The 13,838-nt window shown below is 71.1% G+C and carries 15 protein-coding genes and 1 tRNA gene; 6 read left to right on the forward strand and 10 right to left on the reverse strand.

From position 1 onward, the window contains the following. Window positions 1–12: 12 nt before the first annotated feature. Window positions 13–531, reverse strand: coding sequence for a peptidylprolyl isomerase (locus tag SD460_RS05925; protein WP_290054580.1), 519 nt, complete (start codon window positions 529–531; stop codon window positions 13–15). 89 nt (window positions 532–620) lie between these two features. Here SD460_RS05925 and SD460_RS05930 point away from each other — a divergent pair, with 89 nt between their 5' ends. Beyond that, entirely contained in the window at window positions 621–1,157 is a 537-nt protein-coding gene (locus tag SD460_RS05930; protein WP_290054582.1) for a hypothetical protein, read from the forward strand. Between the two features lie 63 nt (window positions 1,158–1,220). On the opposite strand, the gene SD460_RS05935 is transcribed toward SD460_RS05930, so the two are convergent. Both SD460_RS05935 and SD460_RS05940 read right to left on the reverse strand, forming a co-directional pair. Then, complete coding sequence (locus SD460_RS05935; protein WP_290054584.1) at window positions 1,221–1,673, reverse strand: DUF6918 family protein; 453 nt, start codon at window positions 1,671–1,673, stop codon at window positions 1,221–1,223. Window positions 1,674–1,820: 147 nt separating this feature from the next. Beyond that, window positions 1,821–2,348, reverse strand: a complete 528-nt coding sequence (locus tag SD460_RS05940; RefSeq protein WP_290054586.1) for a DUF2020 domain-containing protein — start codon at window positions 2,346–2,348, stop codon at window positions 1,821–1,823. Between the two features lie 99 nt (window positions 2,349–2,447). Here SD460_RS05940 and SD460_RS05945 point away from each other — a divergent pair, with 99 nt between their 5' ends. From SD460_RS05945 to SD460_RS05960, 4 genes are read left to right on the forward strand one after another with little or no spacing between them, the layout of a single operon-like run. After that, a complete protein-coding gene (locus SD460_RS05945; protein ID WP_290054588.1) occupies window positions 2,448–3,128 on the forward strand; it encodes a hypothetical protein in 681 nt (226 codons plus the stop codon). 1 nt (window position 3,129) lies between these two features. After that, complete coding sequence (locus SD460_RS05950; protein ID WP_290054590.1) at window positions 3,130–3,768, forward strand: pyridoxine/pyridoxamine 5'-phosphate oxidase; 639 nt, start codon at window positions 3,130–3,132, stop codon at window positions 3,766–3,768. A gap of 51 nt (window positions 3,769–3,819) precedes the next feature. Beyond that, window positions 3,820–4,947 (forward strand): SMP-30/gluconolactonase/LRE family protein, encoded by a 1,128-nt coding sequence (locus tag SD460_RS05955; protein ID WP_290054591.1) that lies wholly within the window; start codon window positions 3,820–3,822, stop codon window positions 4,945–4,947. Window positions 4,948–4,991: 44 nt separating this feature from the next. Then, window positions 4,992–6,383: an alpha/beta fold hydrolase gene (locus SD460_RS05960; protein WP_290054593.1), complete on the forward strand. Its 1,392-nt coding sequence runs from the start codon at window positions 4,992–4,994 to the stop codon at window positions 6,381–6,383. Here SD460_RS05960 and SD460_RS05965 read toward each other — a convergent pair. Next, on the reverse strand, window positions 6,367–7,584 hold the full coding sequence (locus SD460_RS05965) for a cytochrome P450 (protein ID WP_290054595.1): 1,218 nt from the start codon (window positions 7,582–7,584) through the stop codon (window positions 6,367–6,369). The genes SD460_RS05960 and SD460_RS05965 overlap by 17 nt on opposite strands. Before the next feature lie 98 nt (window positions 7,585–7,682). On the opposite strand from SD460_RS05965, the gene SD460_RS05970 reads away from it, so the two are divergent. Further along, window positions 7,683–10,799, forward strand: a complete 3,117-nt coding sequence (locus SD460_RS05970; protein ID WP_290054596.1) for an AfsR/SARP family transcriptional regulator — start codon at window positions 7,683–7,685, stop codon at window positions 10,797–10,799. Here the strand turns inward: SD460_RS05970 and SD460_RS05975 are convergent. From SD460_RS05975 to SD460_RS06000, 6 genes are all read right to left on the reverse strand, one after another. Continuing rightward, complete coding sequence (locus SD460_RS05975; RefSeq protein ID WP_290054598.1) at window positions 10,783–11,526, reverse strand: ABC transporter permease; 744 nt, start codon at window positions 11,524–11,526, stop codon at window positions 10,783–10,785. The two genes, SD460_RS05970 and SD460_RS05975, sit on opposite strands and share 17 nt — an antisense overlap. Then, on the reverse strand, window positions 11,523–12,458 hold the full coding sequence (locus SD460_RS05980; RefSeq protein WP_290054600.1) for an ATP-binding cassette domain-containing protein: 936 nt from the start codon (window positions 12,456–12,458) through the stop codon (window positions 11,523–11,525). Before SD460_RS05980 ends, SD460_RS05975 begins: the two co-directional genes overlap by 4 nt. A gap of 64 nt (window positions 12,459–12,522) precedes the next feature. Further along, complete coding sequence (locus SD460_RS05985; RefSeq protein ID WP_318305975.1) at window positions 12,523–12,969, reverse strand: nitroreductase family deazaflavin-dependent oxidoreductase; 447 nt, start codon at window positions 12,967–12,969, stop codon at window positions 12,523–12,525. 13 nt (window positions 12,970–12,982) lie between these two features. Beyond that, complete coding sequence (locus tag SD460_RS05990) at window positions 12,983–13,420, reverse strand: VOC family protein (RefSeq protein WP_290054603.1); 438 nt, start codon at window positions 13,418–13,420, stop codon at window positions 12,983–12,985. A gap of 132 nt (window positions 13,421–13,552) precedes the next feature. Next, window positions 13,553–13,625, reverse strand: a tRNA-Ala gene (locus SD460_RS05995). 35 nt (window positions 13,626–13,660) lie between these two features. Next, window positions 13,661–13,828, reverse strand: coding sequence for a DLW-39 family protein (locus SD460_RS06000; RefSeq protein WP_086679331.1), 168 nt, complete (start codon window positions 13,826–13,828; stop codon window positions 13,661–13,663). Window positions 13,829–13,838: the final 10 nt, after the last annotated feature.

Genomic DNA, 13,838 nt, shown 5'->3' on the forward strand with positions numbered 1-13,838 from the left:
CTGCACGGGCCGTCAGTGCTCGACGGTGACCTTTTCGATCACGACGTCGGTCAGCGGACGGTCCGCCGGACCGGTGGCGGTGCGCGCGATCGCGTCGACGACGTTGCGCGACTCCTGGTCGGCCACCTCGCCGAAGATCGTGTGGCGGAAGTTCAGGTGGGCGGTCGGCGCCACGGTGATGAAGAACTGCGAGCCGTTGGTGCCGGGCCCGGCGTTCGCCATGGCCAGCAGGTACGGCTTGCTGAACTGCAGCTCCGGGTGGAACTCGTCGCCGAACTTGTAGCCGGGGCCGCCGCGGCCGGTGCCGGTCGGGTCGCCGCCCTGCAGCATGAAGCCGTCGATGACCCGGTGGAAGATCGAACCGTCGTAGAAGGGCCCGGAGTTCGTGCCCGCCGCGTTCGGCTGGGTGTACTCCTTGGTGCCTTCCGCGAGCCCGACGAAGTTCGCGACCGTCTTCGGCGCGTGGTCGGGGAGCAGGTTCAGGTGGATGTCACCCTGGTTGGTGTGCAGCGTAGCTTTCACGAGCTTCATCGTGCCATCTGCGGCGGGCGGCGCGGAAAAGGGGCACGATAGGTTACGGGTAACAGAGCAGTGTCAAAACGAATGATGAGGTGAAGCCCATGTCCCGGGCGACAGCCCAGGCCGTCGAGACCGCCGACAAACTCGTCACCGAGGGTGTCAAGCAGGGGCGGCGCGCGCAGAAGAAGCTCGCGAAGAAGACGGAACTGACCCGCAAGGAGCTCAAGAAGAGCTCGAAGGCCGCTCGCCAGGAGGCGCTCGCGCGCCTGTCCGAGCTGCGCAAGCCGGGTCGCAAGGCGAAGAAGGCCGCCATCAAGGCCGCGAAGGCGGCCGGCGACTCGAAGCGCCGCGGCAAGAAGGACTTCAAGGCAGCGAAGAAGGACTTCTACGCCGCACTGACGGAGGCCAAGTCGGCCGCCAAGGGCACCCGCAGCCGTCGCAAGTGGCCGTGGCTGCTCGGCCTGGTCGTGGTCGGCGCCGGTGCCGCCTACGCCCTCCGTTCGAAGCAGGAGCCGCCGGTCGCGCCCGCGCCGCCGAAGGCCACCCCGCCCGCGCCGAAGCCCGCCGAAGCGGCGAAGCCGACCCCGCAGGCGAACGGCAAGGCGCCCTCACCGGCGCCCGCCGAAAAGAAGAACTGAACACGACGCGAAGAGGCCCCCGGGGGTGCACCGGGGGCCTCTTCAGTCGTGCTCTGGGCTAGCTCACGCGTTGGCGGCGTGCTTGTCGACCAGCGCGCCCAGGCGGGGCAGCGCCTCCTCGACGTTCTTCTTGCCGTTCGGGCGCAGCTTGCCGTAGACCTTCTTGATGCTGTCGCGGCTGCTCTTCTCCGCGCGCGAGTCGGTGACGCTCAGCAGCGCGTCGGAAGCCTCGTCCGAGCGGCTGGCGAGGTAGGCGCCGAAGTCGTTGCCGCCCTTGGCGCGGTAGTCGCCGTAGAACGGCTCGAGCGCGCCCACGAAGTCGGGCAGCAGGGTGTCGACGGCCGAGGGGATGATGCCCGGCTTGATCTTCTTGACCGCGGCGAAGCCGGTCTTCACAACGGCACCCGAAACGCCGCCCTTGTCCGAGACCTCGGCGTCGACGAGGGTCTCGAAGTCGGTCACGACCGCCGGGCGACGGCTGGAGTCGAGCAGGATTTCCTTGAGGGTGTCAGCCACGAATCTTGTCCTTTGTCGTTGCAGAGTTGGTGCCCCGCCCCGGGGTGGGGATGCCCCGGTGGCTGCGGTGCGCGAGTCCACGAAGCCTGCGCGTGACGCACAGGGTAATACAAGATCAACATCACTCACCCGTGTGGAGCCCGCTACCTAGAGCTTCAGGGCAGCGATAGCCTTCTTGACCACTGTGCGTGCCTTCACGCTTTGCTTCTGGTTCGTGGTCGCGATGACCGCCGCCGACCCCTTGGCGACAGCGTAGACAGCGCCGTCGTCGGTGGACAAATAGCCGCCCTTCCAGCCGGAAGGGTCGCTCGCCGGGTTCGACGATTCCACCGGCGCCGCTTGGTTGACCAGCGCCGTCGCCGTCTTCGCGTCCCCGACGTACACCCGGACGGTGAGCTGGACCTTCCCGTCCGGGCGATAGAAGAAGCACGCCGGGTGAGGCTGGTCGGCGGACACGCGCACCTTCGAGACGTGCTGGCCGTTCGAGTCGGCCACGAATTCGCTGCCGAGGTACGGGCAGTCCTCGGTCGCGCCCGGCTGCGGCTCCGGCGGCAGGCCGGACCCCGCGGCGGTGGACGCGGACGGCGAACTGGGGGTCGCGGTGCCGGTCACGATGCTGGGGCCGCAGCCGGCCAGCAGGACCACGGCGGGCGCGAGAAGTACGAGTCGTCGCATAGCGCGCACAGTCAACCATGAGGCGTGTGTGAAAACCGCTGGCTGAAGTCGCCGTGAGACGATGGCGGCGAGATCGGTCCAGATCAGGGAGGTCCCGGCGTGCTCACCCCCGAGCAGTACCTCGGCGCGGTGGCCGAGCGCATCCAGCGTTCGGGCGGCCGGCTGAACTCCGTGCCGATCGGGCCCGCGACCGCCGTCGTCGGCCTGTTCACCGAGTCGGTGATGCTCTCGACGATGAACTACTGCGTCATCGCCGCCGCCGTGCCCGAGGTCAGCGCCGCCGCGCTGTACGACTTCACCGGCCGCGCCACGCAGCACGCCCGCGCGAACCTGATCGGCACGATGGGCTGGACCGCCGGTTCGGTCGTCATCGCCGGGCTCGTCGGGCAGCGCGTGTACCCGGACGCCGCGCAGGCCGCGTCGGCGAAGTCGGGCAACCAGTTCGGCGGCGAGACGCGGATGGTCGCGGTCGACCTCTCGGCCGGGCAGATGTTCGCGTTCGTCGGCGGGAAGCTCTGGGGCGCCGCGGTGCAGGGCTCGGTCAACGCCAAGCTGACGTACTGCTTCCCGCAGCCCGCCGAGGTCTACCAGCAGGTGCAGTGGCAGCAGGCGCAGCAACAACAACAGCAGCCGCCCGCGCCGCAACCGCCGCCGGGCTGGCAGCAGCAGCCGCCGATGCCGCAGGTCCCGCCGCCGCCGGTCGTCGGCCCGGGCGGTCCGCAGCCGCCCGCCTACCCGCCGCCCGGGCACCACCCGCAGCAGGGGCCGTACGGTTACTGACATGGTGCAGGTGCGCGGCTGGCCGTCGTTCCCAGAAGAACTCCCCGTGTTCACGCCGGAAACGGCACCGCCGGACCCGCAGGCGCTGTTCCTCGAGTGGCTGACCGAAGCCGGTGAACACGTGCTCGCGCCGCACGCCGTCACGCTGTCCACAGTGGACGCCGATGGCGCGCCCGACGCCCGCGTCGTGATCCTCAAGGACGTCGGGCCGGCCGGCTGGGCGGTCGCGACCAGCTCGGAAAGCCCGAAGGGCCGCCAACTGAGCAAGGACCCGCGGGCCGCGCTGACGTTCTTCTGGCCCGGCCGCGGCCGCCAGGTCCGGCTGCGCGGACCGGTTTCCCCGGCCGCGCCCGAGGTGTCGGCCGAGGACTTCCTCGCCCGGCCGCCCGCTTCCCGCGTCGAAGCGTTCATCGGTCGCCAGTCCCAGGTGCTGCACGACCCGGCGGACCTCCTCGACGCGGCCGCGGAAGCGGACCGCTGGGTCGCGGAAAACCCCGGCACCGCACCCGAAACGTGGACGCGGTACTTCGTGGACCCGGACGTCGTCGAGTTCTGGCAGGCGAGCCACGATCGACGGCACGTCCGGCTGCGCTACCGCAGGACCGACGGCGGCTGGGTCCGCGAGCGCCTCTGGCCTTGACGCGCCGGACGCGGCGGCGTAGGCAGGAAATCCGACAAAACGGAGGCCCAGATGCGCCGAACCGTCGTCCTTGCCGCCACCGCCGCGTTGTCCGCCGGCCTGCTGTCCGGCGCTTCCGCCGGGGAAGCGGGCCCGCCGCGGCACCCCGCCGTCTTCGAGACGGTGTTCGCGTCCCCGCTCGGGCTCGAAGGCCTGACCACCGACGGGCACGGCAACCTCTACACCCCGGCTCGCGGAGCGGATCCTTGTCCCGTCTACCGCGTCGCGGCTTCCGGCGGCCCGGCCGCGGTCGTCGGCACGATCCCGGCGCCGTGCAACCCGGCCGGGCTGGCGTTCGACCGCCGTGGCCGGCTGTACGTGGCGAACGCCGACACCGTGGTCTCGTTCGTGCCGGACGCGGCGAACCCGCCGGCCGCGACGGTGTTCACCAGCGGCGTCCCGGGCGCGAACGGCCTCGCGTTCGACCGCGACGGCGCGCTGTGGATCTCCGACGGCGGCACCGGGCAAGGGCGCGTCTGGCGGGCCGGTGCGAACGGCGTCGCGGTCGAGCAGTTCCGCGTGCAGCCGATGGTCAGCGACGTGCTCGCCGGCGGGGTCGGCCGGGACGTGCGCGGCCTCCCGCCGGGCACGGTCACCATCAAGCCGAACGGCCGCACGGCGGCGGACACGTTGGGGTCGCAGCACATCGTTGCGAACGGCCTCGCGTTCACCGCGGACGGCACGCTGCTGATCGCCGACACCGCCCGGGGCGCGCTGTGGCGGGTGCCGATGGATCGCGCGGGCAATCCCCGCGCCGCCACCGGGTGCGACGCCGCGTTCCCCGCGAACACCCTGTGCCTGGACCAGCTCGAGGTGCAGCACCCGTACCTCGAAGGCGCCGACGGGATCGTCCTCGACCGCGCCGGCGGCGTCTGGACGGCGGTGAACGAGCGCAACGCGATCGTCGTGGCCCGGCGCGACGGCCGCGTGAGCGAGTACTTCCGCAACCCCGCCGATCCGGCGTCGAAGCTGCGCGATGGCGGGCCGCTGGAGTTCCCGACCAGTCCGGTGCTGCTGCCGGACGGCCGCCTGTGCGTCACGAACTCCGACGTCAACCGCCGCGACAACGCGCCGAACACCGCGGGCGAAGCCACGCCGTCGGGTGCGGTGCGGGCGAAGGTTTCCTGCGTCAAGCCCTGATCGGGGGTATCCGGCACGCGGGCGGCTGTGCGCATGATGCACCCATGCGCTCGAAGATCCTGACCGCCGGGCTGGTCCTGGCGCTGACCGCCGCACTCGGGGGTGTGGCCTCGGCCGACGCGCGTCCTGGGGGACGACCGAAGCTGACGGACCCGCACCCGTGCCCGGGCCAACCGGGCTTCACCTGCTCGACGCTGACCGTGCCGTTCGACCACACCGGCCGCAAGCCCGGCACGCTCGACCTCGCCGTGGCGACCGCCGACAACGTGGACGCGCCCAAGGGCGTGCTGCTGTTCCTGACCGGCGGCCCCGGTCAGGGCGGCGTCGGCACGATCACGCGGATCGCCGAGCAACGCCTGCCGGAAGTCGCGAAGGACTACCGGTTCGTCATGCTCGACCAGCGCGGCACCGGACCGTCGGGTGCGCTGAAGTGCCCCGGGCTGCAGGAGCAGATGGGCAGCTCGGACATCGCGACGCCGTCGCGCGAAGCCGTGCTCGAATGCGCGCGCATCCTCGGCGACACGGCACCGCTGTATTCGACCGACCAGACCGTGGCGGACTTCGACCAGCTGCGGCGCGCGCTGGACGTGCCGAAGATGGTCGTCGACGGCGTTTCGTACGGCTCCTTCACGGCGGCGCGGTACGCGCTCGCGCACCCGGGCAACGTCAGCAAGGTCGTCCTCGATTCGGTGCTGCCGCACCACGCCACGGCGTCGGCGTCGCTGTACCTGACGGGGCTGACGGCCGAGGCCCGCGTGCTGCGCGCGGCGTGCGCGGTGGCCCCGGCCTGCGGCTACGACCCGGCCGACGACCTGGCGTGGGTGGTCCGCCACCGCGGCACGGCCGACGGGGTGCGGATCTTCGACCTGGTCGTCACGTACGAGTTCGTCGACCCGACGTACCGCAACGCGGAGGCGGGCGACCTCATCGGCGCCCTCCACGAGGCCCGCACCGGCGACCCGGCCCACTTGGACGCCTTGCTGGAGGCCTACAAGTCAGGCGGCGACGACCCGGCGGCGTTCAGCTCCGGCCTGCACGCGGCGACGCTGTGCGCGGACCAACGCTTCCCGTGGGGCTCCGCGGCGACGCCGGTCGCGCTCCGCCAACCGCTGCTGTCACTGGCCGCCCGGACGCTGCCGCCGAGCGCGACCTGGCCGTACACCACGGAAGTCGCGACGCAGCAGGGCTTCATCCAGAGCTGCCTCCCGTGGCCGGCCGAGCGCCCCGCCTCGAACCCGGCCGGCCGGCTGCCGAACGTCCCGGTACTGCTGCTCAACGGCGACCGCGACCTGTCGACGCCGTTGGAGTGGGCGCAGGAGGAAGCGGCGCAGGCCCCGCAAGGCAAGCTGGTGATCGTGCCGGGCGAGTCCCACTCGATCCAGAACCGCGAACGCGGGCACGCCGGCCGGGACGCGGTGCTCAGCTTCCTTCGGTAGCCGACCAGGTCACCGGAAGTTCGTGGACGCCGTAGATGTTCATGTCCGTCCGCAGCTTCACCTCCCCGGCGGGGACGGCGAGTTCCAGCGTCGGAAATCGGCGCAGCAGGGCCTCGAAGCCGGCGCGCATCTCGATGCGGGCCAGTTGCTGTCCGAGGCACTGGTGGACGCCGTGGCCGAAGGAGAGGAGGCCGCGGGCGTTGCGGTGGACGTCGAGGGTGTCCGGGTTTTCGAAGCGGCGGGGGTCGTGGTTCGCGGCCAGCAGCGAGACCACGACCGTCGCGCCCTTGGGGATCGTTTCGCCGCCCAGCTCCAGGTCTTCGGTGGCGTAGCGGAAGAAGATGTCGGCCACGGACAGGTAGCGCAGGAGCTCCTCGACGGCGCTCGGCAGCAGGTCCGGGTTCGCCCGCAGCTCGGCGGCCTGCTCCGGGTGCTCCAGGAGCGCGAAAGTGCCCAGCGACAACATGTTCGCCGTCGTTTCGTGCCCCGCGAGCAGCAGCAGGAACGCGGCGCCGGTGAGCTCCTCGACCGTCAGGTCTTCGTGGCGGGCCAGGTCGGACAGGATGTCGTCGCCGGGCTCGGCGCGCTTGTTCGTGACGAGTTCCGTCAGGTACGTGTTCAGCGCGACGTACGCGCCCATCTTCGTCTCGAGCGGCTGGTCGCGGACCATGAACTGCGCCGAGTTCGCCTGGAAGCTCTCGCGCTCGGCGTAGGGGACGCCGAGCAGTTCGCAGATCACCAGCGACGGCACCGGGAGCGCGAACTCCTTGACCAGGTCGATCGGCGGGGTCAGCCCCGCCAGGTGGTCCAGCTGCCGCTCGACGATCTCGACGATGTGCTCCTCCAGCGTCTTCATCCGCTTGACGGTGAAGGCGCCGGTGAGCTTGCGGCGCAGCCGGCCGTGGTCCGGCGGGTCCATGGCGATGAACATGCCGGGGAGCTGCGGCGACGGCTCGGTGGCGGCGGGCATGCCGGTCTCGTACGGCACGTGGATGACGTCGAGGTCGAGGCGGGAGCTGAACCGGGTGTCGGCCATCATCTGCCGGGCTTCTTCGTAGCCGGTGACGAGCCAGCACTCGTGCCCGTCGGGGGCGATCAGCGGGCTGACCGGGCGCGTGTCGCGCAGGCGGCTGATCTCGCTCGGCGGGTCGAACGGGCCGGCGTCGCGTGCCATGGGCAAACCGTGCAGGACGTCGCTCATCGGATTTCCTTTCGTGGTGGCTGCCGCCACGATGGCCGGGCCGGCTGACACGGGCCTGACACCGCTCGGACACCGGCGCCCGTGGCAAGATCGGCCTGGTGCAGATCGGGATACTGGGCCCATTCGAGGTCCGGACGGACGACGGCGCACTGGCCGACGTGCCGGGCGCCCGGTTGCGCGGCCTGCTGGCCGCCCTCGCGCTCGACCCGGGACACGTCGTCCCGAAGGCGACGCTGGTCGACTGGATCTGGGGTGAGCACCCGCCGGCCGACGCCGCGAACGCGTTGCAACGCCTGGTTTCCCGGCTGCGGAAAGCGCTCCCGGACGGGTCCGTCGACGGGCAGCCGACCGGCTACCGGCTGCTGCTCGGGCCCGACGACGTCGACGCCGTGCGGTTCGAACGCCTGACCGGCGATCCGGGCCGGCTCCGTGAAGCGCTGGAGCTGTGGCGCGGTCCGGCGCTGCAGGACGTCGACCTGCCGGAAAGCGCGGCGCTCGAGGCGGCGGTGACGCGCCTCGAAGCCCTGCGGCTGACCACCATGGAGGAGTACTTCGACGCGGAGCTCAACCTCGGCAACGGCACCAAAGTGGTCGCCGAGCTGACCGATCTGGTCGCCGCGAACCCGATGCGGGAACGGCTCGTGGCCGCGTTGATGCGCGCTCTGGTCGCGAGCGGTCGCGACACCGAAGCGCTGCTCGTTTACCAGCGCACGAAGGACGCGCTCGCTGACTCGCTGGGCGTCGACCCTTCGCCGGAACTCTCGGCCCTGCACGTCGCGCTGCTGCGGGGCGAGCTGGCGCGGCCGGAGGCGGACCGGAAGACCAACCTGCGAGCCGAGCTCACCAGCTACGTCGGCAAGGACGCCGACGTCACCGCGGTCAGCGAACTCGTCGCCGAGCACCGGCTCACCACCGTGATCGGGCCGGGCGGCTCGGGGAAGACGCGGCTGGCCACGGAAACCGCGCGGCAGCTGCTCGGCGACCTGCCCGACGGCGCGTGGGTGGTGGAGCTCGCGGCCATCGGCGCCGACGGCGACGTCGCACAGGCCACGCTCGGCGCGCTGAAGTTGCGGGACGCACTGCTCGGCGAGGCGCCGGACGCGGAACCGACCGACCGGGTCATCGCCGCGCTCCGCGAGCGGTCGATGCTGCTGGTGCTGGACAACTGCGAGCACGTCATCGAATCTGCGGCGGCGTTCGCCCACCGGGTCCTCGGGGAGTGCCGCCGGCTGCGGATCCTCGCGACGAGCCGCGAACCGCTCGGCATCACCGGCGAGGCGCTGTGGCAGCTCGCGCCGCTGGCGCTGCCCTCGCCGGACGCCGACCCGGCCGAGATCGAGGCCGCCCCAGCCGTCCGGCTGCTGCGGGACCGGGCCGGCGCGGTCCGCAAGGAGCTCGCGACCGACGACACCGCGCTGCCGACGTTGGCGCGCGTGTGCCGGGCGTTGGACGGGATGCCGCTGGCGATCGAACTCGCGGCGGCGCGGCTGCGCACGATGTCGCTCGACCAGCTCGCCCACCGGCTCGACGACCGCTTCCGCCTGCTGACCGGCGGCAGCCGCACCGCGCTGCCCCGCCACCGGACGCTGCGCGCGGTCATCGACTGGAGCTGGGAACTGCTGTCCGACGCCGAACGCGTCGTGCTGCGCCGGCTGTCGGTGTTCGCCGGCGGGGCGAGCCTGGAAGCGGCCGAGCGGGTGTGCGGCGGCGACGTCGTCGAGGAGTGGGAAGTCCTCGAGCTGCTGACCGCGCTGACCGAGAAGTCGCTGGTGGTGGTCGGCGAACGCGACGGTGCTCAGCGGTACCGGATGCTCGGCACGATCAAGGAGTACGCCGAGCAGCGGCTCGCGGAGGCGGGCGAAACGGAATCGGCGCGGCACGCGCACCTGGCGTACTTCACCGAACTCACCGAAATCGCCAAACCCCACCTGCGCGAGGCCGACCAGCTGGACTGGCTGGCCAAGCTCGAAGCCGAGCACGAGAACATTTCGGCGGCGATGCGCGGCGCGCTCGCGGCGGCCGAAGCCGAACCCGCGATGCGCCTGGCCGCCGGCGCCGCCTGGTACTGGTGGCTCGGCGGGCACCGGGCCGAGGGCAACGAGCTGGTCCTGGCGGCCACGGCCGTGCCCGGCGAAGTGCCGGACGTCCTGCGCGGCCTCGTCTACTCGTTCGTCGTCCAGTTCGTGACGTCCGGGCAGCAGAGCGACGAAACCCAGGCGGCGGACTGGATCCGGAAGGCTTACGAGATCAGCCTGCAGGCCCCGGACGCCGACGTGGAGCTGCGGATCGCCCCCGCACTGGAACGCCTGCTGCACGGGCCGGACGCGGCGCTGACCGCGTTCGAACCGCTGCTCGCCGACGAGGACCCGTGGGTCCGCGCGGTGGCCCGGCTGCAACTGGGCAAGATGCGGATCCAGTTCGGCCACGGCGATCGCGAAGCGGACGCCGACCTCGAGACGGCGCTCGCCGAGTTCCGCGCGATCGGGGAACGCTGGGGTACGTCGTTCGCGCTGACCGAGCTGGCCGACCGCATCGCCGTGCGCGGCGAATTCGCCGGCGCGTGCGCGTACTACGAAGAAGCGGTCGTGGTGGTCACCGAGGTCGGGGCCATCGAGGACGTCGTGCGGATGCGGATGCGGCAGGCCCAGCTGTACTGGCTGCTCGGTGACGAAGACGCGAGCGCGGTCGCGCTGGCCGAAGCGCAGCGGGCCGCGGAACGGGTCGCCTGGCCGAACGCGCTGGCCGAGCTGGCGCTGTCGAAGGCGGAACTCGCGCGCTGGCGCGGTGACGTCGAGCAGGCCCGCCGCCAGCTCGACGTCGCGACCAAGATGCTGGGCGAGCACGCCGGGCTGCCGAACGTCCGCGCGGTGACCGGCGACCTGCTCGGTTACCTGGCCTCGGACGTCGGCGAGTCCCGCCAACACCGGACCGCGGCCTTCCGAGCGGCGTCCGAGACAGGCCACCCGCTCACGCTCGCGCAGGTCATCATCGGGGTCGCGGACCTCGCGCTGCGCAGCGAAGAGCCCGCGCAGGCCGCCCGCCTGCTCGCGGCGAGCGCGGCCCTGCGCGGGCTGCCGGACCGGTCCCACCCGGACGTGGCCCGGATCGAAGCGGAAACCCGGCGTCGCCTCGGTGACGAGGGGTTCACCGAGGCGACGCGGGAGGGGAAGGCGGCGAGCTGGGACGAGCTGGTCGGCGTCACGCTCGCTTCGTGAACTTCGCGCGCGCCCAGACGTAACCGATCACGGCGATCCCGACGCACCAGCCGATCGCGGCGAGGGCGTAACCGGTGGACGGGGTCCCCGTCAGCAGTCCGCGCACGGTTTCGATGATCGGCGTGAACGGCTGGTATTCGGCGAATTCCCGGAGGCCGGGCCCCATTTTGTCGGCGGGCACGATCGCGCTGCTGAAGAACGGCAGCATCACCAGCGGGACGGCGGCCATCCCGGCCGTTTCCGGCGTTTTCGCGGCCAGTCCCAGCGCGACGGTGAACCAGCCCGCCGCGAATCCGAGCAGTACGATGATGCCGACCACGCCGAGCCAGTCGAGGAAACTCGCCGAAGGGCTGAACCCGAGCAGGAAAGCCACCCCGACGAGGGCCGCGATGGCGATCAGGTTGGTGAGCACGCTCGCGACGACGTGCCCGGTCAGCACGGCGCCGCGCGAGACGTCCATGACCTTGAAGCGGTTGATGATTCCCTTCGTCATGTCGGAGTTCACCGACGTCGCCGTGGCACCGAGGCCGTAGCAGATGGCCAGCAGCATCAGGCCCGGCGTGGCGTAGTCGACGTAATCGACGCCGACGTCGAACGCGTCCCCGAGCATGTAGACGAACATCAGCATGATCACGATCGGCATCAGGACGGCGTTGAAGACCGACGTCGGATTCCGGGCGATGTGCTTGAAATTGCGGCGAAGCATGACCGTGGCGTGGGTGCTCATCGGGAAACAACCTCCGTGGCGTGGCCGGTGAGGGCGAGGAAGACGTCGTCGAGATCGGGGGTGTGCACGGAGAACTCTTCGGCGGTGAGCGCGTATTCGTCCAGCCGGTCGAGCAGGGTGCGCAGCGATTTCGAGCTGCCGTCACCGGGAACGCGCAGCGCGAGCGCTTCGTCGTCGCGAGTCGCGTCGGTGAGAACACGGGCGGCGGCGTCCAGCTCGGCGACGGTGGCGAAGCGGAGCCGGACGTGGGTGCCGGGCAGCCGGCGCTTGAGCTCGTCGGCGGTCCCCTCCGCGACGAACCGCCCCTGGTCGAGCACGGCGATCCGGTCGGCGAGCTGGTCGGCTTCCTCGAGGTACTGCGTGGTGAGGAAGATGGTGACGCCGTCCGCGACGAGGTCCCGGATGATCGCCCACATCGTCCGGCGGCTGCGCGGGTCCAGGCCCGTCGTCGGCTCGTCGAGGAAGATGATCCGCGGGTTGCCGACGAGCGTCATCGCCAGGTCGAGCTTCCGGCGCATGCCCCCGGAGTAGGTCGACGCCGGCTTGCGCGCCGACTCCGTGAGTTCGAAGCGTTCGAGCAGGCCGGCGACCACCCGCTTGCCGTCCTTGACCCCGCTCAGATCCACCATCAGCTGGAGGTTCTCTTCGCCGGTGAGCAGCTCGTCGACGGCCGCGAACTGACCGGTGACCCCGATCGCGGACCGGACCTTCTTGGTCTCGGCCGCGATGTCGTGGCCGGCGACGCTGATCGTGCCGCCGTCGGCCTTGAGCAGCGTGGTCAGGACGTTGACCATCGTGGTCTTCCCGGCGCCGTTCGGGCCGAGGAGGGAGAAGATCGTCCCCGCGGGGACCTGCAAGTCGATGCCGTCGAGCACGACTTTGTCCTGGTAGGCCTTCCGAAGCCCGGAAGCCGTGATCGCCATTTCTGTCATGCGAGCACTGTGTTCGGCCGGCCTGACACCGACCTGACCTCACCCTGACACGGGCGCTGTCACGTCAGTCCTGCGGCGTGAGCAGCACGATCGGGATCACCCGCTCGGTCTTCTGCGCGTACTCGTCGTACAGCGGGAAGATCTCGGCCATCATCGGCCAGAGCGTCTCGCGTTCGACCGCGGACGCGACCCGCGCGCGGGCGGTGAACCGGCGGGTGCCGGCCTGGACCCCGACGCTCGGGTCCGCCTCGAGGTTCTTGAACCACGCCGGATCCGCATCAGCTCCACCCTTCGAGGCGACGACGACGAAGTCGTTCCCGGAGGTGCCGTAGATCAGGCAGGTGCGCCGCGGATCCCCGGTCCGGTGCCCGGTGGTGGCGAGGATCAGCGTGCGGACCCCGTCCGACTCGTGCCCTTCGGTTCCCCCGGAGGCGAGGTAGGTGCGGGTTTGCTCGGCAACCCAATCCCACGCCGAGTCGGTGGCGCGGTCGAGGTCATCGGCGACAGCCATGGCAGCGTTCCCCTCAGTTGAGTTCTTCGACGAGCCCGATGATGACGCCCGCGGGACCGCGGACGTACGCGTAGCGGCAATAGTCCTGGTACCGCGCGACTTCGCCGACGAGTTCACCGCCGTGCCCGCGCAGGCGCGCGACGACGTCGTCGACGTCATCGATGGCGAAGGTGAGCCGCGGAATGCCCGGCGTGTTGACGGGAGCCCACGGCGCGGCACCGGTGGCGACGGGATGCTGGAAGGTCGACACCTCGACCCGGCCGTGGCCGTCGGGCGTCCGCAGGAAGGCGATGTCCGCTTTGACGCCGTCGAGCCCGATCAGCTGATCGGCCCACTCCCCCTCGACGGTCGTCTCGCCTTCGAGCTCCATCCCGAGTTCGACGAAGAACGCGACAGCGGCCGCGAGATCCTCGACCACGAAGCCGGTGTGATCCATCCGCCGGATCGCCATGGTTGCCTCCCGTGTTCCCGCGGCCCAGGCGGCCGCTCGTACCCCAGGGACGGAGCCGGCTCCGGGTTCTCGACATCCGGGTCTTACGACGACGAAGGCCAGGTCCGGAGACCTGGCCGATTCGTCGGGATGTGGAGCTGAGGGGAATCGAACCCCTGACCCCCGCCTTGCAAAGGCGGTGCTCTACCAATTGAGCTACAGCCCCGGACGCGGACGGCGCACCGCCGCCCGCGAGAAGACTCAGTTGTGGGACGCGCCCGCCGGCTTGGCCGGCGTGGTGCCGTTGTTCGAGGGAACCGGCGCGGTCGCCTCGCGCCAGAGGTCGGCTTCCGCCTTGGCCGCCTTGTTGCGCTTCACGACGAACAGGACGCCGCCCGCGATGACCGCGAGTGCCAGCAGCTTCTTCACCGAAGCCCCC

Source organism: Amycolatopsis solani (genome assembly GCF_033441515.1).
Lineage (GTDB): Bacteria > Actinomycetota > Actinomycetes > Mycobacteriales > Pseudonocardiaceae > Amycolatopsis > Amycolatopsis solani.